This window comes from Arthrobacter sp. CAN_A212, assembly GCF_015752345.1.
Taxonomy (GTDB): domain Bacteria; phylum Actinomycetota; class Actinomycetes; order Actinomycetales; family Micrococcaceae; genus Arthrobacter_D.
In genome coordinates, this window is record NZ_JADOUT010000002.1 from 181,394 (window position 1) to 207,003 (window position 25,610).

The 25,610-nt window shown below is 62.8% G+C and carries 26 protein-coding genes; 18 read left to right on the forward strand and 8 right to left on the reverse strand.

What is annotated here, in order from left to right:
- Positions 1-4: 4 nt before the first annotated feature.
- Positions 5-724 (forward strand): L-threonylcarbamoyladenylate synthase, encoded by a 720-nt coding sequence (locus tag IWX64_RS03445; protein ID WP_196865764.1) that lies wholly within the window; start codon positions 5-7, stop codon positions 722-724.
- On the opposite strand, the gene IWX64_RS03450 is transcribed toward IWX64_RS03445, so the two are convergent.
- Genes IWX64_RS03450 through IWX64_RS03460 form a run of 3 tightly spaced genes read right to left on the reverse strand, consistent with a single transcriptional unit; the run spans position 633 to position 3,518 of the window.
- The gene (locus tag IWX64_RS03450; protein WP_196865765.1) at positions 633-1,628 is read right to left on the reverse strand and encodes an NAD-dependent epimerase/dehydratase family protein; all 996 of its coding nucleotides are present in this window, start codon (positions 1,626-1,628) and stop codon (positions 633-635) included. The genes IWX64_RS03445 and IWX64_RS03450 overlap by 92 nt on opposite strands.
- 2 nt (positions 1,629-1,630) lie before the next feature.
- On the reverse strand, positions 1,631-2,617 hold the full coding sequence (locus IWX64_RS03455) for a glycosyltransferase (protein ID WP_196865766.1): 987 nt from the start codon (positions 2,615-2,617) through the stop codon (positions 1,631-1,633).
- 1 nt (position 2,618) lies between these two features.
- Entirely contained in the window at positions 2,619-3,518 is a 900-nt protein-coding gene (locus IWX64_RS03460; RefSeq protein ID WP_196865767.1) for a glycosyltransferase, read from the reverse strand.
- A gap of 188 nt (positions 3,519-3,706) precedes the next feature.
- On the opposite strand from IWX64_RS03460, the gene IWX64_RS03465 reads away from it, so the two are divergent.
- From IWX64_RS03465 to IWX64_RS03520, 13 genes are all read left to right on the forward strand, one after another.
- Positions 3,707-5,536: a polysaccharide biosynthesis protein gene (locus IWX64_RS03465; RefSeq protein ID WP_196865768.1), complete on the forward strand. Its 1,830-nt coding sequence runs from the start codon at positions 3,707-3,709 to the stop codon at positions 5,534-5,536.
- Positions 5,529-6,551 carry an MraY family glycosyltransferase gene (locus IWX64_RS03470; protein ID WP_196865769.1) on the forward strand — a complete coding sequence of 341 codons (1,023 nt, stop codon included), beginning with the start codon at positions 5,529-5,531 and terminating at the stop codon, positions 6,549-6,551. The genes IWX64_RS03465 and IWX64_RS03470 overlap by 8 nt, the downstream gene beginning before the upstream one ends.
- Before the next feature lie 113 nt (positions 6,552-6,664).
- Positions 6,665-7,168: a hypothetical protein gene (locus tag IWX64_RS03475; protein WP_196865770.1), complete on the forward strand. Its 504-nt coding sequence runs from the start codon at positions 6,665-6,667 to the stop codon at positions 7,166-7,168.
- Entirely contained in the window at positions 7,149-7,490 is a 342-nt protein-coding gene (locus IWX64_RS16935; RefSeq protein WP_334683135.1) for a hypothetical protein, read from the forward strand. Before IWX64_RS03475 ends, IWX64_RS16935 begins: the two co-directional genes overlap by 20 nt.
- An 85-nt stretch (positions 7,491-7,575) precedes the next feature.
- The gene (atpB, locus tag IWX64_RS03480; protein WP_196865771.1) at positions 7,576-8,397 is read left to right on the forward strand and encodes a F0F1 ATP synthase subunit A; all 822 of its coding nucleotides are present in this window, start codon (positions 7,576-7,578) and stop codon (positions 8,395-8,397) included.
- Between the two features lie 86 nt (positions 8,398-8,483).
- Entirely contained in the window at positions 8,484-8,699 is a 216-nt protein-coding gene (locus IWX64_RS03485) for an ATP synthase F0 subunit C (RefSeq protein ID WP_019481292.1), read from the forward strand.
- Positions 8,700-8,749: 50 nt separating this feature from the next.
- The gene (locus tag IWX64_RS03490) at positions 8,750-9,298 is read left to right on the forward strand and encodes a F0F1 ATP synthase subunit B (RefSeq protein ID WP_196865772.1); all 549 of its coding nucleotides are present in this window, start codon (positions 8,750-8,752) and stop codon (positions 9,296-9,298) included.
- Entirely contained in the window at positions 9,298-10,113 is an 816-nt protein-coding gene (locus IWX64_RS03495; RefSeq protein WP_196865773.1) for a F0F1 ATP synthase subunit delta, read from the forward strand. The genes IWX64_RS03490 and IWX64_RS03495 overlap by 1 nt, the downstream gene beginning before the upstream one ends.
- Before the next feature lie 100 nt (positions 10,114-10,213).
- Complete coding sequence (atpA, locus tag IWX64_RS03500) at positions 10,214-11,848, forward strand: F0F1 ATP synthase subunit alpha (protein ID WP_019481289.1); 1,635 nt, start codon at positions 10,214-10,216, stop codon at positions 11,846-11,848.
- An 89-nt stretch (positions 11,849-11,937) separates the two neighbouring features.
- A complete protein-coding gene (locus IWX64_RS03505; RefSeq protein WP_196865774.1) occupies positions 11,938-12,831 on the forward strand; it encodes a F0F1 ATP synthase subunit gamma in 894 nt (297 codons plus the stop codon).
- Between the two features lie 78 nt (positions 12,832-12,909).
- On the forward strand, positions 12,910-14,373 hold the full coding sequence (gene atpD / locus IWX64_RS03510) for a F0F1 ATP synthase subunit beta (RefSeq protein WP_196865775.1): 1,464 nt from the start codon (positions 12,910-12,912) through the stop codon (positions 14,371-14,373).
- 5 nt (positions 14,374-14,378) lie between these two features.
- Positions 14,379-14,663 (forward strand): F0F1 ATP synthase subunit epsilon, encoded by a 285-nt coding sequence (locus IWX64_RS03515; RefSeq protein ID WP_196865776.1) that lies wholly within the window; start codon positions 14,379-14,381, stop codon positions 14,661-14,663.
- Positions 14,664-14,674: 11 nt separating this feature from the next.
- Positions 14,675-15,106 carry a DUF2550 domain-containing protein gene (locus IWX64_RS03520; protein ID WP_196865777.1) on the forward strand — a complete coding sequence of 144 codons (432 nt, stop codon included), beginning with the start codon at positions 14,675-14,677 and terminating at the stop codon, positions 15,104-15,106.
- Between the two features lie 88 nt (positions 15,107-15,194).
- Here the strand turns inward: IWX64_RS03520 and IWX64_RS03525 are convergent, their stop codons facing one another.
- From IWX64_RS03525 to nucS, 4 genes are all read right to left on the reverse strand, one after another.
- Positions 15,195-15,398, reverse strand: a complete 204-nt coding sequence (locus IWX64_RS03525) for a cold-shock protein (RefSeq protein WP_019481284.1) — start codon at positions 15,396-15,398, stop codon at positions 15,195-15,197.
- 255 nt (positions 15,399-15,653) lie between these two features.
- A complete protein-coding gene (locus IWX64_RS03530; protein WP_196865778.1) occupies positions 15,654-16,883 on the reverse strand; it encodes an N-acetylglucosamine-6-phosphate deacetylase in 1,230 nt (409 codons plus the stop codon).
- An 86-nt stretch (positions 16,884-16,969) separates the two neighbouring features.
- Positions 16,970-18,742 carry a DUF222 domain-containing protein gene (locus IWX64_RS03535; RefSeq protein WP_442859026.1) on the reverse strand — a complete coding sequence of 591 codons (1,773 nt, stop codon included), beginning with the start codon at positions 18,740-18,742 and terminating at the stop codon, positions 16,970-16,972.
- Between the two features lie 153 nt (positions 18,743-18,895).
- On the reverse strand, positions 18,896-19,591 hold the full coding sequence (gene nucS / locus IWX64_RS03540; protein ID WP_196865780.1) for an endonuclease NucS: 696 nt from the start codon (positions 19,589-19,591) through the stop codon (positions 18,896-18,898).
- 299 nt (positions 19,592-19,890) lie between these two features.
- Between nucS and IWX64_RS03545 the strand changes: the two genes are divergently transcribed.
- Together IWX64_RS03545 and IWX64_RS03550 are read left to right on the forward strand one after the other, a co-directional pair.
- Positions 19,891-20,223 (forward strand): hypothetical protein, encoded by a 333-nt coding sequence (locus tag IWX64_RS03545; protein ID WP_196865781.1) that lies wholly within the window; start codon positions 19,891-19,893, stop codon positions 20,221-20,223.
- A gap of 66 nt (positions 20,224-20,289) precedes the next feature.
- Positions 20,290-21,081: an alpha/beta hydrolase gene (locus IWX64_RS03550; protein ID WP_196865782.1), complete on the forward strand. Its 792-nt coding sequence runs from the start codon at positions 20,290-20,292 to the stop codon at positions 21,079-21,081.
- Positions 21,082-21,105: 24 nt separating this feature from the next.
- Here IWX64_RS03550 and IWX64_RS03555 read toward each other — a convergent pair whose 3' ends face one another.
- Positions 21,106-22,419 carry an AI-2E family transporter gene (locus tag IWX64_RS03555; protein ID WP_442859027.1) on the reverse strand — a complete coding sequence of 438 codons (1,314 nt, stop codon included), beginning with the start codon at positions 22,417-22,419 and terminating at the stop codon, positions 21,106-21,108.
- A 302-nt stretch (positions 22,420-22,721) separates the two neighbouring features.
- Between IWX64_RS03555 and IWX64_RS03560 the strand changes: the two genes are divergently transcribed.
- On the forward strand, positions 22,722-24,500 hold the full coding sequence (locus IWX64_RS03560; protein ID WP_196865784.1) for a hypothetical protein: 1,779 nt from the start codon (positions 22,722-22,724) through the stop codon (positions 24,498-24,500).
- A gap of 65 nt (positions 24,501-24,565) precedes the next feature.
- The gene (locus IWX64_RS03565) at positions 24,566-25,576 is read left to right on the forward strand and encodes a tetratricopeptide repeat protein (protein WP_196865785.1); all 1,011 of its coding nucleotides are present in this window, start codon (positions 24,566-24,568) and stop codon (positions 25,574-25,576) included.
- Positions 25,577-25,610 lie beyond the last annotated feature (34 nt).

Sequence of the window (25,610 nt, forward strand, 5' to 3'; positions counted from 1 at the left end):
ATTCGTGACCACCAGTTATGACTGTTCCGAGCCGGCCCAGCGCGCCGACGGGTTGGCCCACGCCCAACGCGCCGTTGCAGCCAACCAGTGTGTGGTGCTCCCCACCGACACGGTGTACGGGATCGCCGCCGATGCTTTCTCGCCCCAGGCTGTCGCCACCCTGTTGGCATCCAAGGGTCGTGGGCGGAACATGCCGCCGCCCGTCCTGATACCCCGTGTCCAGACCATGGACGGACTGGCCACCGATGTCCACCCTGATGCGAGGAAGCTTGCCGAGGCCTTCTGGCCAGGAGGCCTGACCCTCATCTTCCGGGCCCAGCCCTCCCTGACCTGGGACCTCGGCGAGACCCTGGGGACGGTTGCGCTGCGGGTGCCCGACGACGCGTTGGCGCTCGACCTGCTGACCTTGACCGGACCCATGGCTGTCTCGTCGGCCAACCGCACGGGGTCGCCGGCCGCAACCACCGGCGCCGAGGCCTATGCCCAGCTGGCCGACTCGGTGGAGGTGTACCTTGAGGGTGGACCACGGAGTGGCACCGCCTCGACAATCGTCGACGCAACGGGGGAGGACCTCGTGCTGGTGCGCGCCGGTAGTATCAGCCTGACCCAGCTGCAGGAGGTTGTCCCCGGGGTCAGGGAACCTGGCGCTCCTGACGATTCTGACGGTTCCGCCCCGCTCGACCCTGACGACGCCGGGACCCCGCAGCCTCCAGCACACCACTGACCCGGTGCTCCACCCGGATGTTGTGGGCTTCAGCCCACCCCGGGTCCTGTGCCTGACCGAACCACATCAGTTCCACCCGGCGCAGGCTGCCATGCAGTCGTTCACTGAGCAGTGCTGACATCTGGTAGCCCGCGCGGAGGATGAAACGGCACAGGGACCGCGGCAGCACCATGGGGGTGCCTCCGGCTGCCTCCAGTACGGAGCGGACCGTCATTCCTTCGCTGGGCTGCAGGATGACAGCCGGAAGAGGTCCGGCAAAAGAACCCACCTGAACCACATAATCGGCCAGGGACTCCACCGACGTGACCGGGGTGCTTGCGGTTCCGGGTGCGGCTACCGAGGCCAGGGGTGATGCTGCCAGCCGCGCGAGTGCGGCGGTCGTCGGTCGATCGGCACCCTGCACCGACGTGGCGCGGACCACCACCGGGTGCGTTCCCTCAACCCCACCCCGTCCAACGGTGAGACGGAGTGCTTCCTCGCCCAGTGCCTTGCTCCGGGAGTAGGCCGAAAACGGCGCCAGGTCGAAGGACTCGTCCAGGACCTCCCGTTGACCCTGGACCGCTGCACTGCTCAGGTGGATCAGCCGGTCCACCCGCGCTGCCGAGCAGGCGTAGGCCAGGACAGCGGGGAGCAGCGCGTTTGCTCCGCGGAGTTCAGCCGTGTCAGCGCTTCGCGGCGCGGCGACACCAGCGGCGTTGACCACCACTGAAGCACCGGACAGCGCCGCGGCGAGCCCGGCGACCGACGGGTGGCGGGCTGCCTCATCGAGGATCTGTCCAGCGGACGTGGCATCGCTCGCCAGGCGGGGTGCCGCGATACCCGTCGCCTCCACACCCGCATCCTGCGCGGCACGTAACACGGCCGATCCGACAAACCCGGTAGCGCCAACAATCACCCAGGGCATCGTCAGTTCTTCTCCCTCAGCAGCTCGGACCCCTCAGGGCGTTTGGCAGGAGGTTCCAAGGGCGGCATGGGCTGCCACGAAGGATCCGTGAGGATCGCGCGTGACTCCCGCCAGCCCCGCCAGAGCGGTGCCAGCCCGGAGAGGGAGTGCTCGACGGCGACCAGCCGGAACACTTCCTTGGCAGCGGTCAGCAGGGTGCCCAGACCAAAGCCCCAGCGGTTGAACCTGCCGTTGATCCTGAGGTAGCGCGCCTGATGGCCCCGGTTCCGCATGCCGCAGTAGCGGCCCAGATCATTTGAATCGTTCAGGTGCCGCACTCCGAGGTCAATCTGTTTCTGGGGCCGGGCTTTTTTCAGCACGTACTCGTTGATGTACACCACCGGCTCGGACTGGGAGATCAGCCAGCCGTAGGTGGTGTCGTCCCCGTTGAGGAAGAACCGGGGATCGGGGAGACCCACGCGGCGCACCACATCGGCGTGGACCAGCATTCCTTCGAAGCAGCCCACATTGGTATGGAATACGCGGCTATGGCGAAACACGTTGCCGCGGACCGGGAAGTGTACGCCGAGAAAAGCGTTGAAGTGGTGCTGCCAGAAGAACGGTTTGCCCGAGTGGTCGTACCGGCGCCCGTGAAGGCAGCGATACGTCTGCAGCTGCGGCTGGAATGCGGCGATCGCGCCGGGAAGCACCTCGACGTCGTCGTCCATCAGCCAGAGCCACTCGGCGCCCTCGGCGAGTGCCCGCTCCGCCCCGGCCGAGAAACCGCCGGATCCGCCGACATTCTTCTTCAACCGGTGATGAATCAGCGGCACCGGGAGGTTCGCCTGCGCAATGACCTCGTCCGTGGCATCGGTACTCGCGTTGTTGACCACAATGACGTTCTGCGGTGCCGGATCCAGCTGCGCAATGGTTTCGAGCAGGACCCGGAGGTAGCCTGCCCGGTTGAAGGTGGTGACAACCACCGTCACGGCGGGGTCGGAGGCGGTCATCTCAGAATCCATGGTCCGAGGGGGGCCCAAAACCGCGTCCGCGCACGCCGGTGGAGTAGGCCCTGAACCAGTCGGCGAGTCCGCGCGGGTCGCGATGCGCCAGGTAATAGAGCGGGTAGCCCACGCCGTCCGCGATGAGAGATTTCACCCGGCCATACCGGCGCGTCAAATATCCGCGGTTACGGAAGTAGTAATAACGCTTGAACGCCGTCTCGGGGACGAGCACGTGCAGCCGGTCACCGAGGACCTGGTGTGTTTCCGCCCACCCCGGAGGATGGCTCAGGGCAACGGTGGTCACCGTGCCGAACGGAATGCCGGCACGCCGGAGCCGCAGCATGAAATCCGTTTCATCTCCGCGGATGAACAGGCGGAGATCGGGAAGTCCCACCCGGAAAAACACGTCGGTGCGGATCAACGCGCCGTTGAAGAATTGGCCAACGTCTCTGATGATCCCCAGCTTCTCGACTTCGGCACGGTCGTGCACCGAACGCCCAGCCAACCGGAAAGGAAAGGACAGCCGGGTCGGCTCTCCGGGGGCCACGATCAGGGGTACGACGGCGTCGAGTCCCTCCGCTTTCGCGGCTGCCAGCAGGGTAGCGAGGGCTTCCGGATCCTCCGGGTGGGCGTCGTCGTCCATGATCCAGACCCACTCGGCGCCGCTGGCCATCGCGGACAGGATGGCAAGGGAAAACCCGCCTGCACCGCCAAGATTGCTCAGGGAGCGGATGTAGTTCACCGGTGCGTCGGATTCGACGGCGATTGCCTCGATGTCCCGGGTTCCCGAGTCAACCAGCGCGACCGAGGTGAGCGGCGTGCTCTGTTGGGACAGTGCCAGCAGGAGGGTACGCAGGTCGTCAGGGCGGTCAAAAGTCACTGCCGCAACGGCCACGGTATCCTGCAAAACAGTCCTTTCCGGTCCGCTCACAACACGCCTCAAAAGCGGTCAGGGCCGGGTAGTGCGGTTAGTATTCTCGGGTAGGGAGAGTCTATTACACCAGCACGAGCTGATACTTTGCCGTGAGGACTTACCCCTCGCCGTGAGGACTCCTCTACACGATTGCCATGACCGCCGAGCCGTTGTTAGGAACCATGAAACTCGCTGACAGCGCGGATCCAGCCCGGGAAGGGCCAGATAACCGCAGCACGACGCGGTCGGAGAAGCCGACGCTCTGGCTCTGGTCGCAGTACATTTTCGATTCGGTGGCCTGGGTGGTCGCGATTGTGTTGGCCCTGGTACTCCGGTACGAGCTACTGATCAACCAGATCAACGTGACGGGGGTGGTGGTGTTCTGCGCGGCGGCCCTCGCCGCCCAGCTCGCAGTAGGTCTGAGCTTCGCCCTCTATCGCGGCCGTTATAGTTTCGGCAGCTTCCACGAGGCACGACTACTGGTGATCGTCACGGTCATCGTCTCGGTGATCCTCCTGCTGGTCAGTGTCGCCTTCTTCTCGATCATCGAAATTCCGCGCAGCATCGGCATCATCGCGTTCCCGTTTGCCTGCATGTTCATGGCCTCCACCAGGTACCTCAAACGCATGTTTGTTGAAAGCAAGGCAAAACCCGGTGAGGATGCACAGCGGACCCTCATCTACGGAGCCGGGTTCCTCGGTGGTTCGCTGGTGGGTCGGATGCTCCAGGACCGGGACTCACCGTACTTTCCGGTGGGCCTGATCGACGATGACCCCGCCAAGAAACACCTCCGCCTTGCCACCGTTCCAGTCCTGGGCCGGCTTGAGGACCTTCCGGGGATCATCGCGCGCACCCGGGCTTCGGTGCTGGTGATCGCGTTCGCCGACGTCGAAGCAGCCCAGGTGCGCCGGGTGTCCGATCTGGTGGCCGGAATGAACATCAGGGTCCTGGTCCTGCCACCCCTGCGGGATATGCTCGCGACCGAAGGGTCTGGCGCCGGTTTCTCCGACTTTCGCGAGGTTGCGGTCGAGGACCTCATTGGTCGCCGGCCCGTGGACATCCACGCCGACGAGGTCGCCGGGTACATCACCGGAAAGAAGGTGCTGGTCACCGGCGCCGGCGGATCCATCGGATCCGAGCTGTGCCGTCAGCTGGCGCAGTTCAACCCCGCCGAGCTCATCATGCTCGACCGCGACGAAACGGGACTGCAGACCACCCAGCTCTCCATGACGGGGCGTGGACTGCTGACCGGCAAGGACACCGTCCTGGCGGACATTCGCGATGCCGACACGCTGCAGGCGATCTTTGGGGAACGCAAACCCGAGGTGGTGTTCCACGCGGCAGCCCTCAAGCACGTGTCGTTGCTCGAGCAGTACCCGGAAGAAGCCTGGAAAACCAACGTCCTGGGCACCCAGAACGTGCTCAACGCCGCCAAGGCAGCAGGCGTGACCCATTTCGTGAACATTTCCACCGACAAGGCGGCGAACCCCACCAGCGTGCTGGGTCACTCGAAACGGGTCGCCGAGAAGCTCACCGCCTGGCAGGCTACTCAGACTGCGAACAGTTACGTCTCGGTCCGGTTCGGCAACGTCATCGGAAGCCGGGGCTCGATGCTGCCCCTCTTTACCGAGCAGATCAGGGTGGGCGGACCCATCACCGTGACCGACCCTGAGGTCACCCGGTTCTTCATGACCATTCCCGAGGCCTGCCAGTTGGTGATCCAGGCCGGGGCTATTGGACGCCCGGGTGAGGTGCTGATCCTGGACATGGGCGAGGCGGTGAAAATCCTCGACGTCGCGCAACGGATGATCACGATGTCGGGTAAGGACATTGAAATAGTTTTCACCGGTCTCAGGCCGGGGGAGAAGATGCATGAGGAACTGGTCGGATTCGGCGAAGACGGTTCCCGTCCGCTGCACCCGAAAATCTCGCACACCAACGTATCGATTCTCGACCCGGGACAGCTGAACCTGCTCGACTGGAAACGCAAGGGCGGGATTCTCGATGCTTGAACTCCAGCTCGCCCTCGTGGTCGGTACCTCCCTGGTCCTCAGCGCTCTTTTGCCTTTCGTCCTCAAGCCGGTGCTGGCGAAGCTCGGGGTGCTGGACATCCCCAATGAGCGGTCCTCTCACACAACGGTGGTGATCCGCGGAGTGGGGATCACCGTGGCGGTGGGCATCGCGGCGTCGCTGGTGCTTTCCCTTGCCATCGGGCTGGTGGCCGTGGATCGGTCGTTGATCGTGATTATTCTGTCCATGCTCTCCGTCGCGGCGTTGCTGGGCTGGATCGAGGACTATCGTGGAATCTCGATTAGGGTGCGTGCAGTTCTGCAACTGATGATCGGAGCGGTAGGTACCGCGGCGCTGGCGTGGACCATCGGGCAGAGCTTCTGGTGGGTTCCGGTGGGTGCGCTAGCCGTGGCTGCGTACATCAACGCGGCAAACTTCATGGATGGCATCAACGGTATCTCCGGTATGCATGGAGTGGCGGTAGGCGCCTTCTATGCGATCGCCGGGATGCTCAGCGACCAGCTCTGGCTCGTTGTTGCAGGCCTGGTGGTGGCGGCAGCCTTTGCGGGGTTCCTGCCCTGGAATCTGGGTAGGGGATTCGTGTTCCTCGGCGATGTGGGCAGTTACCTACTGGGCGCCTCCATCGCGGCGATAGCTGTCACCGGATTGCTCGCTGGGGTGTACCTCGAGTATCTGTTCTCACCGGTGCTGATTTACCTCGCCGACACCTTCACCACCTTCCTGCGCCGCGTCCGGGCCGGTGACCGCTGGTACGCCTCCCACCGTGAGCATGTCTACCAGCGCCTGACCGACGTGGGACTGACCCACGTCCAATCGGCGCTCCTGGTCACCGGCTGTTCGGTGCTCACCGGCGCTGCCGGATTTGTCGCGGCGACTGCCTCGCCATTCGTTGCGGTCGCGTTCTCTCTGCTGGCCGCCGGGGTAGTGGTGCTCTACCTCTACTCACCTCGGCTGTTGACCGGCCGCGTCAAGGCCTCCCGCACTCTGCCCGGGTGAGCGGGTCGAACCCCGATTTCTCTTTACTGTAGAATTGATACGCAGTCCGCGGCGTTCCTCCCGTGGCCTGAGTCGGGGACTTCCCTCACATCGAATCTACGGATGGATTCCCTATGAGCACACCTGACGCCCCAGGCGTCGGTGCCCGTCGAGGCACTACCCATCCCGCCGCTGATCCGTCAGGATCCCTCTGGCTGGGAATCCTTAAAAAATGCGTTCTGGTCACTACCTCAGCCATTGCCGTGACCGCTGCGGTCGCGATTTTCGTCACCGGTCCGGGCGCTGCCTTGAGCGCGTTGTTCGGGTTCGCGGTCGTCGTCGCTTTCTTCGGGATCAGCCTTGCTGTTGGACACTTCGCTGGACGCAATAACCCATCGGGTGCCATCGGGCTCTTCGCCGTAACGTATGCGATCAAGGTTGTTGGGTTCGCGGTTGTTCTCTTCGTGCTCGGGACTCCACCATGGCTCGAGCCGAACTGGTTCTTCGCCGGCGCTGTCGGAACGGTGATTCTTTGGCAAACGGTGGAACTCTATGTCTTCTCCAAGGCGCGGCACCAGCTTTACAACGACCCGGAGCCGGTCAAGCCAGCTCCAGGAAATGAGGGAGACCGTGGCTGATTCGCGCCCACAGGACCCCCGACAGTCGTCTACGGCAAACACTGATGGTGGGGCCGATCGGGGCCCCTACGGTGAGGGCGGATACAACGCTGGTATTGCCGTCTTTAGCTACATTATTGGCGGGATACTCGTCTGGAGTTTGATAGGGTGGGGGCTGGACAACCTCCTGGGAACACGATGGATAGTGCTCGTTGGAGGTCTCTTGGGTGCAGTCGGGGGTTTCTACCTCTCCCATATGCATAACCTCACCCGCACCATACAAGCTGAGCCCGGTTCGACGCCGCGGGACAGCAGCGGGAAGGCTGGGGAGAACCCTAAGTGAATGTCGAAAACTTAATGAGTCGGAGCAGTAAATCCATGCCCGATCAGAACCTGCCCAACGATGGACACTGCAGAGAGGAAACGCGTTGATCGCGCTTGCGCTCCCGGCCACTACAACGGATGAGGGTTTCGTAGCCCCCACAATTGACGACACCCACTACCGGGATATTTTCCCGTGGGGCGGTGAATACGGCGTCTGGTTCGAGGGTGGCTTCGGCAAGCAGATGCTGATGATTATCCTGTCAGTCATCTTTATTGCCATCTTCTTCATCATTGCCTCCCGCAAGGGAAAGCTGGTCCCCGGCAAAATGCAGTTCCTGGGGGAGTCCGCCTACGGATTCGTCAGGAACTCCATCGGTAAGGACATTATCGGTGGCAAGGACTTCATGAAGTATGTGCCGTGGCTTTTCACCGCATTCTTCTTCGTCCTCGTAAACAACATTTTCGGCGCGATTCCGTTCCTTCAGTTGCCGAGCTTCTCCCATCCAGGTAGCGCCTACGCCATTGCGGGGATTTTCTACCTACTCTGGGTTGGCATTGGCATCAAGAAGCACGGACTGCGTTACTTCAAACTGGCAGTTGTCCCGTCGGGGGTTCCCTGGTACATCCTGCCGATCGTGGTCCCCATCGAGATCATCTCGAACTTCCTCGTTCGTCCGGTGACCCACTCACTCCGACTCTTCGCCACTATGCTGGCAGGCCACCTGATCATCACCCTGGCCGGTTCGGCCATTGAATACATGGTGCTGACGGGAAACATCCTGCTACAGGGTACGAGCGTGCTGGTCCTGGTTGGAGCTGTCTCCATGTACATGCTTGAGGTGCTGATCATGATCCTCCAGGCGTACGTGTTCACACTGCTGGCAGCCATCTACATCGAAGGCGCACTCCACGCCGACGCTCACTAATTTTCACGACTAACTAATACAGACTTCCCCGTCGGGGATGATCCCAAACAACCTGTCGCAGCAAGCGGCATCTTGAAAGGAACACAATGGAAGTACAGGGTAGCCTCAACCTCGTTGGATACGGTCTCTCCGCAATTGGTGGTGGCATCGGTGTAGGACTCGTCTTCGCCGCATACATCAACGGTGTAGCGCGTCAGCCAGAAGCCCAGCGGGTCCTCCAGCCCATCGCCTTCCTCGGACTGGCTTTGACTGAAGCACTCGCCATCCTCGGCTTGGTCTTCGCGTTCGTTATCGGCGCGTAATTACGCGTCCGCCACGGTCCATAGACTAGCTAAAGAAAGACGGGTGAAACATGCTTAACGCAGCGATAATGGCGGCAGAAGAGGGCACAAGTCCTCTTATCCCGAATCTGTGGGAACTGCTCGTTACGTTGGTGGGCTTCGCGGTGCTGATGTTCATCGTCATCAAGTTCGTGATGCCGGCGTTTGAGAAGACGTTTGCGGAGCGGACTGCAGCCATCGAAGGCGGCATCGCCAAGGCTGAAGCAGCGCAGGCTGAAGCAAACGCAGCGCTTGACGAATACAAGCAGCAGTTGGTGGATGCACGCACGGAAGCCAACCGCATCCGTGAGGAAGCACGCGCCGAAGGTGCGCAGATCCTCGCGGAACTGAAGGAAAAGGCCGGAGCTGAGTCAGCTCGTATCACCGAGCAGGCACACGTCCAGATTGAAGCAGAACGTCAGGCAGCTGTTGTGTCACTGCGCGCCGAAGTTGGCACGCTGGCAACCGACCTCGCCAGCCGCATCGTTGGAGAGTCGCTTTCTGATGATCAGCGGTCCGCGCGGGTCGTCGACCGCTTCCTGGCCGACCTCGAAACTCAGAGCGCAGGTGCATCGAAGTAATGGCAGGTGTATCCAGCCAGTCCCTGGCAACGGCACTCAAAGATCTAGAAACCCGTCTGCCCGGCGCAACGCTGTCGTTGGCCGAGGAACTCTTCGGGGTCCTCGACATGCTCGATAGCAACGCCGGTCTCCGTCGCGCGCTGACCGATCCTTCCCGCGAAGGCAGGGACAAAGCCGCACTGGTTTCGACCCTGGTTGCGGGCAAGGTCTCAGAGCAGACAGCGACGGTGGTCGGGGAACTGGTTTCCATGCGATGGGCCGCGGCCCGGGACCTTGGAGACGCGCTGGAAACCCTTGGTGCCACCGCAGCGATTGCGGTGGCAGAAAATCGGGGCAACGGTGCAGCAAGTCTGGAGAGTCTTGAAAACGACCTCTTCGACTTCATCAGGACCGTTGACTCGAGCCACGAATTGCAGCGTGCTCTGTCCGAGCGGCAGGCCACTGACGACGCCCGGGTTGCCCTGGCGCTGAAGCTGGTTCCCAACGCCGGACCAGAAGCGCAGCTGTTGGTGCGTCAGGCAGTACAGGCACCCCGCGGCATCAAGCCCACTCACTTGGTGAAGCGGTTCGTTGAACTCGTGGCCAAACGGCATGACCGCTGGATTGCCAACGTCAGCGTTACCCGTCCGTTGACTGATGAGCAGTACGAGCGGTTGCAGCAGGGCCTCAACTCCCTGTTTGGACGCGAGCTCAGAACCGATGTCACCGTGGAGCCGTCGCTTATTGGCGGGGTCCGCGTCCAGGTTGGCGATGAAGTGGTTGATTCCACGGTTATCGCCAGGCTGTCTGAACTGCGGCGAAAGCTTGCGGTGTAGGACGGTACGCCGTCCTGGAGCCAGACACACAACAGACTGAATTACACACCGGTCGCCGCGAAGCAGTGGTGATCACAACACAGGAGAGCAGGGACTGCAGATGGCCGAATTGACCATCAACGCCGAAGACGTCCGTAATGCGTTGAACGAGTTTGCGGCATCCTACGAGCCCGGCAACGCAGAACGCGTTGAAGTCGGCCGCGTGAGCACTGCCAGCGATGGCATCGCCAAGGTAGAAGGATTGCCTTCGGTGATGGCCAATGAATTGTTGCGTTTCGAAGATGGCACCCTGGGCCTCGCCCAGAACCTCGACACCCGTGAAATCGGCGTCGTCGTGCTTGGTGACTTCACCGGTATCGAAGAAGGCCAGGAAGTTCACCGCACAGGAGAGATCCTCTCCGTGCCAGTGGGCGACGCCTTCCTCGGCCGCGTAGTTGACCCTCTGGGTCAGCCCATCGATGACCTTGGCGAGATCAAGGCGGAAGCGCGGCGCGCACTGGAGCTTCAGGCGCCGGGCGTTACCGAGCGTAAGTCGGTCCACGAGCCCATGCAGACCGGGCTTAAGGCCATCGACGCGATGATCCCGATCGGCCGTGGCCAGCGCCAGCTGATCATTGGTGATCGTCAGACCGGCAAGACGGCCATCGCCGTCGACACCATCATCAACCAGAAGGCCAACTGGGAGTCCGGCGATGTGAAGAAGCAGGTTCGCTGCATCTACGTCGCCATTGGACAGAAGGCCTCAACTATCGCTGCCGTACGCCAGACCCTTGAGGACAAGGGCGCCCTGGAGTACACCACGATCGTTGCATCACCTGCATCCGATCCCTCAGGCTTCAAGTACCTGGCACCCTACGCAGGTTCGGCCATCGGCCAGCACTGGATGTACGCCGGCAAACACGTCCTGGTGATCTTCGATGACCTTTCCAAGCAGGCTGAAGCCTACCGAGCGGTGTCGCTGCTGCTGCGTCGTCCACCAGGACGCGAAGCCTACCCGGGCGACGTGTTCTACTTGCACTCCCGTCTGCTGGAGCGTTGTGCGAAGCTCTCCGATGAGCTCGGTGCGGGTTCGATGACCGGTCTGCCGATCGTCGAGACCAAAGCCAACGACGTCTCGGCGTTCATTCCGACCAACGTTATCTCGATCACCGATGGGCAGATCTTCCTGCAGTCGGACCTCTTCAACGCCAACCAGCGTCCAGCAGTCGATGTCGGCGTCTCGGTGTCACGCGTGGGTGGTTCAGCACAGGTCAAGGCCATGAAGAAGGTCTCGGGCACGTTGAAGCTGGACCTCGCGCAGTACCGGGACATGCAGGCGTTCGCAATGTTCGCCTCGGACCTGGATGCAGCATCGCGTCAGCAGCTGACCCGCGGTGCGCGCCTGATGGAACTGCTCAAGCAGGGCCAGTATGCACCGTTCCCCGTAGAGGATCAGGTCGTTTCGATCTGGGCCGGCACCAACGGCTACCTCGACGACGTACCGGTTGAGGACGTTCGCAAGTTCGAGGGCCAGTTCCTCGAGCACCTGCGGCACAAGTCGTCAGTCCTCACCACCCTGGCCGAGACCAACCTCCTTGAGGACTCCACCGTCGACGAGCTGAAGAAGCAGATCGACGACTTCAAGCAGGGCTTCTTCGGCGAAGGCCACGATGGACTGGTAGCCGGACACGAAGAGTACAGCGCCCTCTCCGAGGACGAGGTCGACCAGGAGAAGATCGTCAAGCAGAAGCGCTAGGGAATGAGGTACCGGGGTGACTCAGTCACCCCGGTACCACCCCGGCCTTAGCCGTAATCCCCAGGTGGACTACGAAGGAAAGGACATGTATGGGAGCCCAGATCCGGGTCTACCGCCAGAAGATCACGTCGACCACGTCGATGAGGAAGATCTTCAAGGCGATGGAGCTGATCGCGACTTCTCGCATCGGCAAGGCAAGGGCACGAGTATCCTCGTCCCTGCCCTACGCCAATGCGATCACCCGTGCCGTCTCAGCAGTGGCATCGCAGTCAGAGATCGATCACCCGCTCACCACCGAGCCGGAGCAGATTCGGCGATCGGCGGTTCTCGTGATGACCTCAGACCGCGGACTCGCGGGATCCTACTCAGCGAGCGTGCTGAAGCAGGCCGAATCACTGATCGAGCTGCTTCGGGAAGAAGGCAAGGAAGTCAAAACCTACCTTGTCGGTCGGAAGGCGCAGGCCTACTTCGACTTCCGGGACCGCGCGTTCGAGAACGTGTGGATCGGCGGGACTGACGCGCCAGATTTTGAAACCGCACGCGAGATCGGCAAAGCACTCCTGGCCGAGTTCAATACGGACTTCGAAGACGGCGGCGTCGACGAAATCCATGTTGTTTACACCCGCTTCAGGTCAATGGTGTTGCAGGAACCAACGGTAATCCGCCTGCTTCCACTCGAGGTCGTCGAAGAGGAAGCAGCATCTGAATCAGATCTGTTGCCGCTCTACGAGTATGAGCCGGAGCCCGAAATGGTTCTGGACGCACTGCTCCCCCGCTACATCGAGTCGCGGATCTTCGCGGCCCTGTTGCAGGCAGCAGCGAGCGAACTCGCCGCCCGTCAGCGGGCAATGAAGTCCGCAGGCGACAACGCAACTGATCTGATCAAGAAGTACACCCGGCTCCGCAACACTGCGCGCCAGGCGGAGATCACCCAGGAACTTTCGGAGATTGTGGCAGGTGCGGACGCGCTCAGCGCATCCTAGCTTCCCCGCAAATTCTTGAACCTGCTCCACCCTAGTTAGACTTAGCCCCACGCCATCTACGTAAGTGAAGTGAGAGAGATGACTGCCCAGACTATTGAGCACGGTAGTGACTCAGTTGCATCCGGCGGCACAGGTCGAATCGCCCGTGTCATTGGCCCGGTTGTCGACGTCGAGTTCCCGGCTGACGCCATTCCCGCAATCTACAACGCGCTGACCACTGAGATCACTCTCAATGGTGAGACGCACATGATCACCTTCGAGACCTCACAGCACCTCGGTGACAACCTGGTGCGTGCAATCTCGCTCCAGGCCACTGACGGCCTGGTCCGCGGAACCGTTGTCCACGACACCGGCAGCGCCATTTCGGTGCCCGTCGGCGACGTCGTCAAGGGTCACATCTTCAACGTCCTGGGTAAGCCCCTCGACGTCGAAGAGTCCTCGCTGGAGATCACTGAGCGGTGGCCAATCCACCGCAAGCCACCGGCATTCGCCCAGCTCGAAGGCTCCACCGAGATGCTGGAGACCGGCATCAAGAGCATCGACCTTCTCACCCCGTACATCAAGGGTGGAAAGATCGGGTTGTTCGGCGGTGCAGGCGTTGGCAAGACCGTGCTGATCCAGGAAATGATCACCCGTGTTGCCCGTAACTTCGGTGGTACCTCGGTATTCGCCGGTGTTGGCGAGCGGACCCGTGAAGGAAACGACCTCTGGGTTGAAATGGAAGAGGCGGGCGTCCTGAAGGACACCGCGTTGGTGTTCGGCCAGATGGATGAGCCACCAGGAACGCGCCTCCGGGTTGCCCTGTCGGCCCTGACCATGGCCGAGTACTTCAGGGATGTCCAGAAGCAGGACGTGCTGTTGTTCGTTGACAACATCTTCCGCTTCACCCAGGCAGGTTCCGAGGTATCGACCCTCCTCGGCCGGATGCCTTCGGCAGTGGGCTACCAGCCGAACCTTGCCGATGAGATGGGACTCCTCCAGGAGCGCATCACCTCGACCAAGGGCCACTCGATCACGTCAATGCAGGCCGTCTACGTACCTGCTGATGACTACACCGACCCGGCACCGGCAGCAACCTTCGCCCACCTTGATGCCACCACCGAGCTGTCGCGTGAAATTGCTTCACGTGGTCTGTACCCGGCGATCGACCCGCTGACTTCGACGTCGCGAATTCTCGATCCCCAGTACATCGGACACGATCACTACAACACTGCAGTGCGTGTCAAGCAGATCCTCCAGAAGAACAAGGAACTGCAGGACATCATCGCCATCCTCGGTGTTGACGAGCTCTCCGAAGAAGACAAGATTGTTGTTTCGCGGGCACGCCGTATCCAGCAGTTCCTGTCGCAGAACACCTACACGGCTAAGCAGTTCACCGGAGTCGAAGGCTCCACCGTGAGCATCAAGGACACCATCGAGGGCTTCAACGCCATCGCCAACGGCGACCTTGACCATATTGCTGAGCAGGCGTTCTTCAACATTGGCGGACTCGACGACGTCGAGCGCCAGTGGGCCAAGATCCAAGAGCAGACCGGAAAGTAACGTTCATGGCTGAACTCGAAGTAGAAATCGTCGCGGCGGACCATTTTGTCTGGTCCGGCGCGGCGACCATGGTCAGGGCTCGCACCAGCGACGGCGAAATCGGTATCCTGCCCGGGCATGCTCCGATGCTCGCCATCCTGGCTGAAGGCGAAATGGCCATTGAGCCCGTCTCCGGTGAACGGCTATTGGTAACGGTTGACGGAGGGTTCTTCTCTGTCGACAGCAACCGGGTAGTCATTGTCGCTGACAACGCGAAGATCGGCGGCAATGTGTCCGCGGAGACTCGCTGACAGCACCGGTGATGGACGGTCTAGGTATAGCCTTCATCACGCTCGCAGCGATCTTTCTGCTGCTGGTGCTTGCCATCATGGCTTTCGGTCTTCGCCGGCTTCAGCTGCGCGGAGCGCTCGGAACCTTTGACGCCTCCATCTGCTTCCCTCCCCAGGGATGGCAGATGGGGGTTTGTCGTTATACGGACCTGCATCTTGAATGGCTTCAGATGGCATCCTTGAGTCCTCGTCCCCGCTACCGTTATCTACGCAGTTCGCTGGAGCTTAAGGGATGGCGTCAGCCCACTGAGGCTGAGAAACGCCGGATCCAGCCCGGCGCGATAGTGGTCACGCTGGACTACGAGGGCCAGGAAGTGTTGCTGGCGATGAAGTTCGACGTCTACGCGGGCCTGTCCTCGTGGCTGGAGGCGGGACCGGTTGTCGGGATAGGTACCTGGCGCTGAGATCCACATATAGGTAGGGCCCCCACGGTGATCCGTGGGGGCCCTACCTATAAAGAACCGGTCGACTGCTGAGACGACCGATCGGACGCTACAGGGCGGTGACGCCGGTAGCCTGGGGGCCCTTGGCGCCCTGACCGATTTCGAACTGAACGCGCTGGTTTTCGTCAAGAGTCTTGAATCCACCGGTCTGGATCTCAGAGTAATGTACAAAAACATCGCCGTCGGAGTCGTCCGGGGTGATGAAGCCGAAGCCCTTTTCAGCGTTAAACCATTTCACAGTGCCCTGTGCCATTTGTTTCTCCTCCATAATGAAATGTTCAGTCCTACACACTGCATGTAGTCCCGGGGTCACTCCACGGAAACAACCTATCGGCACCTCTTGTATTTCGGTTCCGGTGGGAAGTCACACGCTCGCAACATCGTCTTGCGAGCATGCTTCACACGTACACAAAGACTGAAATAAGCATCACATAATGGCCTGTGCTGGTCAACGGAGATTTCGTGCAAATTCTGGGAAATTAGCAAAAGGTAACGGGTAGGCATGCTGTTAGAACGGTTCCAGCCAGACGCCTTCCCGGAGCACGGCCAGCAATGCAAGGTCGGCGGTCACCACCACGGCATCGGCGCGCAGGCCCAGCCGGAGGCTGCCGATTTCATCGGCGAGTCCGAGGACGTTGGCGGGGACCGCGGTCGCGGAGGCCACCGCATCTTTGAGGGGTACACCGGCGTCAACGGTGCGGCGCACCACATCAAGCAGAACTGCCGTACCGCCGGCGAGGGATCCGGTGCGGTCAAGGGTAGCTACGCCATTGGCGACTGTCACAGCGGAGGAGCCCAGATGGTAGTTGCCGTCGGGGAGACCCGCCGCGGCCATTGAATCGGTCACCAACGTGATGTTCTCCGACCCCACGAGGTCGAAAACAGTCAGGACCGTTTGGGGATCCAGGTGAGCGTTGTCAGCGATCAGTTCGACGACGGCAGTCCCCGCTTTCGCTGCCCTGAGGCAGGCGGCTACCGGCCCGGGGGAGCGGTGGTGCAGTGGCGGCATCCCATTGAAGAGGTGTGTGACGGTGGGTCGCATGCTGTAGCCGTCGAACCCGGATGACTCCATTTCCTCCCAGGCGAGTGACAGCGACGCTGCAGCGGTGTCGGCGTCGGCATCGGTGTGGCCGAGGGACGGGGTGATCCCGTGGGTGGTCAGGATATCGACCAGTGCATCCGCTCCAGGCAGCTCCGGCGCGTAGGTCATGGTCTTGAGCCTGCCCTGTGCCGCTTCGATCAGGTCTGCCACATAGTCGGGTTCAGGGTCGGAAATGTAGTCGGGGTTTTGGGCGCCGCAGCGTGCGACCGAGACAAACGGTCCTTCCGCGTGGATGCCCGCGATGACCCCTTCCTCTGCCAGCCCGGCCAGGACCGCAAGCGCATTGATCAAGTCTTGCCGCGGAGCGGTCATGGTGCTCGCCAGGACGGTGGTGGTGCCGCTGCGGTGGAGGAAGTCGACCGCCCGGCGCGCGGCACTTACATCAGCATTGGCGAAGTCCCCGCCGTTGGCTCCGTGACAGTGGGTGTCCACGAGTCCGGGTAGGAGGATACTGCCCGGCGGGAATTCCCGATCCGCCGGTGCGGATCCGCCATCGAATGCGGCAGCTGGGCCGGCGAACGAAATGCGATCGCCGTCGACAGCCAGCACCCCGTCATCAATGATTCCGGCCTCGGTGATGATGCGTCCACGAATGTAACGCACAGTGGAGCGTCCAGGAATCTCGTTGCTGACCATAGCCTGATTCTATGCGCAGCTCGCGGGTTGGTCGCGTGGATGACCTTGTGCTGTGGCTTTCCGAGCGCAAGGTCCTTTCTCGGTGCTTAGGGTCGCGACCTGTCCTGCTTCACAGTCCTGACCTGTTCCATAGTCCTGAAAATTTCCATAGTCCTGAAGATTCCCGCAGCCCTGACCTGTTGACGTTCGATTATCGCGTTGCCGGGTAGGGGTGGTGCGGTGGAGTGGTAGGTGTGGCCGGTGGGGGTGGTGGATTTGAGCTGATGTCTCGGTCCGGGTGCGGGGGCTACAGTCCAGCCGGGGTGTTCTTTGGTGTGGTTGCACGCTTCGCAGAGTCCAGCCCCATTCGTGATCGATGTCGGCCCGCCCCGATGCCACGGGATGATGTGGTCGATGTGGCGGATCGGTGCGTCGCAGTACGGGGTCCGGCAGGTGTCATCCCGGGCAGTAATAAACCGGCGTTGCGCTTTCGTGAAGAGCCGGGCCGTGGAATCCATCGCCACCAAATCCCCGCTCGATGGGGCCGTGTAAAGACGACGTAACCAGACGTCGAAAGCACGGTGTGCGGCGGAGTCGCTTGGATCCTTCCGGCCAGTGCCAGTGCCAGTGCCGCCAGCTGGCCCTGCCCCGGCCGAATCTGCCCGACCGATTGCTGGGCTGGTTGGACCGCCCTGGCTGATTGCTGGCTCAGCACCCGGTTCGGTTGTGGTGGGACGCTGGCCTGTTGGTGTGCCTGAGCCTTCTAGAATGCCCGGGCCTGTTGGTGTCCGTGGGCTGGTCGGTGTCTCTGCCTGAAGGAGGTTGCGTGCCCAGCTGGAGGGGACGATGCCGTAGCCGGGGATCCGTGCTGGTTCGCTGTCGCCCTGGAAGAGGGCACGGTCGGTCATGATGAGCTGCAACTCGACCCGGCTGATACCCCCGGGGACCCCGGTGACGCGTTCGACGAGGGTATCGGCCATCACCTGACCCCGGGACCTGGGGTCACCAGCACCCCGGACCGTGTCAGCGTGACGAGTCAACACGGCGTAGGTGGCGACGGCTTCCTTCACCGGGAGCAACGCTGTCAGGTAGGCCATGGTGTCTGGTGCTGGCCGGATACTCACACACCGCTCCGTCGCAGCGTGGGCGGCACGGTTCACCACCGACCGGGGATCCCGGCGGTACGCGGCTGCCTTCGCCGCGGCGACGACCGCCTTATCCCCACACCCGGTGAACCTACCCGTATCAGCTGATAGCTCTTCATCCACGGCAGCACGGTCAACACTGCTGAGGCACGCGGTCTCTTTCACTAACAGGGTGGCCCGCCACTCATTCAACTGCCCCGTGTGGAGGGCGGCTAGTGTGTGGGGCATCTCCGTCACCAGCGCCCGAGCCAAGCCGAGGAGCCGGCTGCCGCGGGACGGGGATTCACGCCGCGCCAACGCGACCTGCGCCCCCACCCCTTTGCCCTGTTCGGCGGCGGGTACCCCGGCGAGGGTTTGGGTGTCGCGTTCAGCGACGTCGATCGCAACCGTGATCCGGGCCTGTACCCCAGCAATCGCCGACTTCAGATCCTCCAACTCCCGCAACTGATCAATCAACCCCACCGCATCCACCGCCGGTTTCAGGGAGTTCAGCGCTTCGACCAGGGCCCGGGTGGAACGCTTACGGCCAGCCCCGGCAAGGGTGCTCACAGGAGTGTTGCTCGTCGGAGCAGCACCGGCAGACGTAGCAGAAGAAGAATCGACAGGAATGCCGTCCGCAGCACCAGAGAGTCGGCCGCGCTCAGGTTCACGACAAGCACCCGAGGCTCCCCGCGCAGCCGTCACCCGGGAGGGGATTCCCCTCCGTTTCGGTGATGGAGCTGCGCTGCCGTCCATACCTCTATTGTCCCAAACACCACCGACATTCCTGCGGAACAAAGGGCTATGTGGACAAACCTCTCGAACAAAGTTTCGAACGAAAGGTTGGCACCCGATATCCGGTTATCTACACCCGATCATCGGCATCTGATAGCCGCCTCAAGGGTCAGGCTAGAAGAGGCGTGACTCGACGTCGTCTACCCCACGCATCATGTCGTAATCCAACGTCAGGCAGTCGATACCCCGATCCAGGGCCAGCACGCGTGCCTGTGGTTTGATCTGCTGTGCCGCAAAGATTCCCCTGACCGGAGACATCAGGGGATCCCGATTAAGGAGTTCGAGGTACCTGGTCAGCTGTTCAACACCATCGATGTCGCCCCGGCGCTTGAGCTCAATGGCCACAGTGGCTCCTGAGGCATCACGGGCAAGGATATCCACGGGCCCGATGGCGGTCATGTACTCACGGCGAATCAGCGTAAAACCGGCGCCAGCGAGATGGATCTGCTCAGCCAGAAGGCGCTGCAGATCTGCCTCAACGCCGTCCTTGACCAGGCCGGGATCCACTCCCAGATCATGCGAAGTCTCGTGAATGAGCTCATGAATATTGATTACCAGGCGGTCGTCGGTCTTGGCATGCTGCACGTTCCACACTTCGGTGACACCCAGCTCGGTGTCCGCCTCGTCGGGAGTGACAATGCGCAGGGTGGCTGGCGGGCTCATCCAGTTGAGGGGCTTGTAAGAGCCGCCGTCGGAGTGGACCAATACTGACCCGTCGGCCTTGACCATCAGCAGTCGGGTGGCCAAGGGCAGGTGGGCCCGGAGGCGGCCGATGTAATCGACTGAGCACTGGGCTACAACTAAACGCACGTATTGCCATCCAATTCGCTGAGTGGTTTGGGGGTACCTAAATCGTCCCACAATGCGCAGAGAACCCCTGCCCCCGAAACTAAGGCAGGGAGTGCCGGAAGGTGGCTGGTGCTCGGCGGCTACTGCGGCCTGTCGGGCCGCGAGCACTATTCAGACGATGTAGGCAAGCAGCCCCAGACCCAGCCGCTCGTCGTGATGTCGGCAGTTTCGGAAGGTTCGGAGACCGTCGCGGGCGCGTCGCTGAGGTGGGTCAGAATATCTCGTCTTATTCGATCCGATTCATCGGGCAGACTAGGTCTATGCCGCGTTCCAACCGTCCCCGTCGTCCCGGGAAGCCAACAGCTCAGCCCGGGCGCAAGACCGGCCCGGTGCCCGAGATCGATCTTGAGCGGGCGCGGGCTGGCATTCCGACCCACGAAAGCGCGCCCGACGGCGAGTGGTCGGTGCGCCGGATCACCGAGCGCAACGCTGCCAAGGACTATGTATGTCCGGGCTGCCACCGGGTGATTCCATCCGGCCTCGCACACCTGGTGGTCTGGCAGGAAGACTCACTGTTCGGCGCTGCCGCGGGGCTGGCTGGCCGGCGCCACTGGCACGTGAACTGTTGGCGGACCCGAAGCTACAAGTACTGAGCCGACGACGGCGCAGGGCCGCTCCGGATACCGCGGGGCTATCCCGTGTTCCCCTAGACTGAAACGATGACTTCGACGCCTTCCAGCTATGACTTCACCGATTCTGACTCTCCGATGGACATCAGGGCATCCACGGTGCTCCCCGCAATCCGCACGGACATTGAATTGCGGACTTCCGACGGGTTGACGCTGGTGGGCGAGTTCGCCGAACCGGTGGACCGGCCGCCGCTGGCCACACTGGTGACCATGCATCCGCTGCCCACCGCTGGCGGATTCATGGACTCGCACGTGTTCCGGAAGGCATCTTTCAGGCTTCCGGCGCTGGCGGACATCGCAGTACTTCGCTTCAATACCCGCGGCACCAGTTCGCCGCGTGGCCGCAGCGAAGGCGAGTTCGATGGCGGCGCAGCGGAACAAGCAGACATTGAGGCGGCTGTCGCCTGGGCCGCCGAACGCCACCCGGAAAACATCTGGCTGGTCGGCTGGTCCTTCGGCACCGAACTGTGCCTGAAGTACGGCGCCTCCGAGCCGATAGCGTCCGCCATTCAGGGTGCAATCCTGTTGTCCCCGCCGCTCCACCGAGCTGGGAATGAGGATCTCGATGCGTGGGCCGCCTCCGGTCTGACCCTGAAGGTCCTGGTACCCGAACACGACGATTATCTTCAGCCAGCAGCGGCCACCACCCGGTTCTCCCGGGTACCCCAGGCCGAGGTCATTGGGGTGGATGGGGCCAAGCACCTCTGGGTGGGGGAGAAGTATGCGGCGCGTGTCCTCGATGAAATCGCCGACACCGTCCTGCCCGGCAGCTCCGATTCGCTGCCGACCACCTGGACCGGAGAAGCCGCCACCGCGTCCTAAAGCGGTGGCATCCAGCACACCGGGCTACTGCCCGTCCTGACGGGCGATGAACACTTCCTTGAGCAGCAACATCACGGCGGCGGCGGTCGGAATGGCGATGAGCGCCCCCAGCACGCCCAGCAGACTGCCGCCAGCAATCACGGCGATCACTGCCACCGAGCCGGGAACCGCGACCGCCCGCTGCATGATGCGGGGTGAGATGAAGTACGCCTCAACCTGCAGGTAGGCGAGGTAGAGCACGGCGAAGAGCAGTGCGGTCTGCCACCCGGCGGTCAACGCAACTAAGGTGACGATGACCGCGGCGATCAGCGCCCCCACCAGTGGAATGAAGGCCAGCAGTACCACGACGAAGGCCAGCAGAACCGAGAACGGGACCTGGGCGATGGTCATGAAGATGAAGGCAAAGATCGCGTTCAGCAGGGCGACACACGCCTGGCCGATCACGTAGTTGCCGACGCTGCTGGTGATCTCCTCGGCCAGCGACTTGACCCGTGGTCGGCGTGAGCGTGGTGCCAGGCGGTAGGCCCATTCCTTCATCGCGGGCAGCGACGCCAGGAAGTACAGGATCAGCACCAGCACGATCAGGGTGCCGAACAGGCTGTTGAGGATGACCGTTCCCACTCCCAGAACGCCACCGAAGATCCCGCCTACCGCCTCCGAGTTGTCGAAGAAGTTATTGACCTCATCGGTTACCCGCTCCCTCACCTGGAACTGCTGGTCGACCGTACGGAAGAAGTCCGAGTTCAGAAAGTCATCAACAAACCCGGGCGCCCGGTCCACGAACTGGCTCGTCTGGTTCGCGATGGTGGGGATCAGGGTGGCGAAGAAGCCTGCAATGAGGCTCGCAAGCAACAACAGCGCGACGGCGATACCGGCCGGGCGTGGTACCCCCTTTTTCTCCAGCCAGCGGACTATGGGATCCAGCCCGAGCGCAATGAACATGGCAGCGCCGATCCACAGCAGCAACTGGCCCACGTTGGTGATCATGAAATAGGCCAGCAGGGCCAGGCCGACACCCACGGTACCCATGAATCCGAAGTGGATGGGGTGGTGGCGCATGGACCGGGGCTGCGGGTTGCCGAACTTCAGGCGCTCGTCGGCGAGGGTCACCTCCTCGTCGAAGGGCACCTGATCAGGAGCGCGCTCGGGGGGGAACTCAAACCGCAGCCGGGGCTGCGCCCCGGGGATGGGCTTGCGCAACCGGTGCAGGATCGCGGCCAGCAGGCCCGGCTGGGAGGCTTCATCGGGGGAGCCCGCCGTGTGCCCGTTCGCCACGCGGGGTGGGGCAGTGGGCCGGGGGAGCGGCTCGCCGACCGGAACTTCCTGATTATCGCTCACGCTTGTTTTCTGCTTTCCCAGTGGTGCCTGCGAGGGGTGGCCGTCATCCAGGGCCATTGCACGTTAGCGAAACACTAACAGGCAAGCTGGACGGCGCCCTGCACCCTGACCGGTCCGCCGTCGTGCCCGGGACCAGCGTGGTTCCAGCCGATAGTGACGCCCTCCACAAAATCCTGCCGTGTAGGTGAAGTTAGTTACGATGGGAGGTGAGATCAAGCTTTTGCACAGACAATCGCGCCGCCGGGGACCTGTCGGCGCATGATGCGTGGCCGTGCTGCGCGCGAGCAACGATAGGTATCTGAGTGCGTTTCAAGATTGCAGTTCCCGCCCTGGTGATCGGAGTGCTGTTGATGCTCGTGGGCATCGCACAGCTCACCTTTTTGTCCCCTTCCGAGACAGTGACCGCTTCGGTGCCAGCCGGAACCGAGAGCGGGCCGGTGACTGTGATCGACGCTGGTGCCAAGGAGCCCGGAGCCGACGACGTCGACATCACGGTCCGCTCTGAGGGGACCTTCACTCTCGCTGTCGGCCGGGCCAGCGACGTCGACGCCTGGGTGGGCGACGCGGCCCACCTCCGGGTGACCGGAATTGAAGAGGACGGCCTCCAGACCACGTTCACTGACGGCGAGCAGACAGTTCCGGATCCCAGCGGATCCGATCTTTGGACCAGCGAGGAAACCGCCGAAGGTAGCGTCACCCACCGCTGGCTGGACCCGGCCGACGGCGACTGGTCCATTTTGCTTGCGTCCGACGGCGAAAACCCCGCCCCTACCAATGTCTCGATCACATGGCCCAACGACGAGACCACGGTCTGGGCTGTTCCCCTCATCGTGATCGGAGCCCTCATCGTTCTGATCGGGATCGCACTGTTCTTCCGCAAGCCCAAGCGCGAACGACGTCCGACCGTTGAGGGGTCGCGAGCCCATCAGCGCGCCCTTGAAGCCCGCAACAAGCAGGGCAGGAAGGGCGGAGCACAGTTCAGCGTGGCAGTCGTTGTCATGGGACTCACCGCTTCCGGACTCAGTGCGGCGCACGCCACGACGTCGGAGCCATCCCCCTCGCCTGCGACGTCGGAGCCATCCCCCTCGCCTGCGACGTCGGAGCCATCCCCCTCGCCTGCGACGTCGGAGCCATCCCCCTCGCCTGCGACGTCGGAGCCATCCCCCTCGCCCGCGGCGGAGGAGACCGGGGACCAGCCGCCGGTGGTGCTCGAAAGCCAGTTGGAGCGAATTCTCGCTTCGGTTGCCACCGTCGTCGCGGAGGGTGACGCGGCCGCCGACGCCGATCTGCTTGCGCCTCGGACCGCAGAGGCCGCACTGGCGCTGCGGACCGCCAATTACGCTGTGCGTGCCGACGCCTCGGAGATCCCGGAGCCCACGCCGGTGGCCGCGGAACCGATCCTGACCACCATGATCTCCTCCGATCCCAGCTGGCCCCGCACGGTGGTGGCCCTCACCCAGTCCGAGGACAACCCAGTGCCGCAGGCGCTGGTGCTGGTACAGGCAGACCCCCGGTCCAATTACCAGCTCAGCGCGGCTATCCAGATGCTGCCCGGCACGACCTTTCCCAGCTCCGAGGGCTCAGCCGGGGTGGCACAGGTCCCGCTCGACAACGCACCAGGACTCGCCTACGCGCCGCAGACGGCGATGAACGCCATTGCGGATTTCCTCTCCGAACCCGACGGCGACAACGCCGACACTTTCGAGGAGAACTCCTTTGCGGAGGCCATCACGTCTTTCCAGTCGGATGTCGTGGCGGATCCGGACAACGACTCGGCGGACATCACCTTTGTCCACGCTTCGGAGCCCGACTACACGCATGCCCTCGCCACCGGCGACGGCGGCGCGATGGTCTTCGGGTACCTGAACCACACCTACTCCAGCGTGCCCCGGGGCTCCCGTGACTCCATCGATCTCGACGGCACCGTCTACGAGTCGCTCACGGGCGAGACGTCGACCGACGAGGGCATTGACGTGCGCTACGGCGAAGCGGTCATGATGTACATACCCACCGAGGAAAGCGGCGAACGCGTCCGGGTCGTCGGCGCCGCCCAGCAATTGTTGTCCGCCGAGCTGAGATAGTTCCGGCGAGCATCACCACTTGTCTACCCACGATCAAATGACTTCCAACGAATAAAGGCGGAACCATGAGCATTCCGAACAACCGCGGGCCCCTCCCGCCGTCGTCAATGAACCTGCACGGAGCCGTTGACCTTTCGGCGCTGAAGGCTCGTGCCGAAGCAGCACGCACAGCGCCCCAGGGCGGCGCGCCGGCGGCTGGCAACGGCCAGCAGGCGGAAGCCCAACCCGCCAGCGGAGCCGGCGCCGCCGGGAGCCCCTACGTGGTCGAGGTCACCGAGCAGAGCTTCCCCCAGCTGGTACAGCTCTCCTCCCAGGTCCCCGTGGTCGTTGACCTGCGGGCCGGATGGAGCGAGGAATCCTCCCGCGTCACTGCCGTGCTGGAAGCCATCGCCGTCGAACACGATGGCAAGGTCCTGCTGGCGAAGGTCGATGTCGAAACGCAGCCGCAGATTGCCCAGGCATTTCAGGCCCAGACCGTACCGACCGTCGTCGCCGTTCTCAAGGGGCAGCCCGTGCCTCTGTTCGAGGGTGCCGTCCCCGAACAGCAGATCCGTTCCTTCATCGATGAACTGCTGAAGGTGGCAGGCGCCAACGGGGTCGCCGGATCGCTGCGGGAGGGCGCTGACGCCGAGGGTGCCGAGGCCGCGGCCGAGGAGCCACCCCTGCCCCCGCACCACCGGGCCGCCTTTGACGCGATCGAGGCGGGGGACTATCTGGCCGCCGCGGCATCCTACCGCCAGGCCCTGGCCGAACAGCCCGCGGACGCCGAGGCCAAGGCTGGACTCGCCCAGGTGGAACTGATGCAGCGGCTGAAGGACGTTGATGCGGCAACCATCCGCCAGCGCGCAGCCGACGAGCCAGACATTCTTGAAAGCCAGCTGGCCGTGGCGGACCTGGATGTGTCAGGAGGACACGTCGAGGACGGGTTCGCCCGGATCGTGGCCTTCATTTCCCGCACCGCCGGTGAACCGCGTGAAGCGGCACGGGTGCGGCTGCTGGAACTGTTCGACGTCGTCGGTATCGCCGATCCACGGGTCACCAAGGCCCGTGGAGCACTCGCCCGAGCCCTGTTCTAGAGCAGGACCCCGGTTCGGGGACACAGGTCATCCG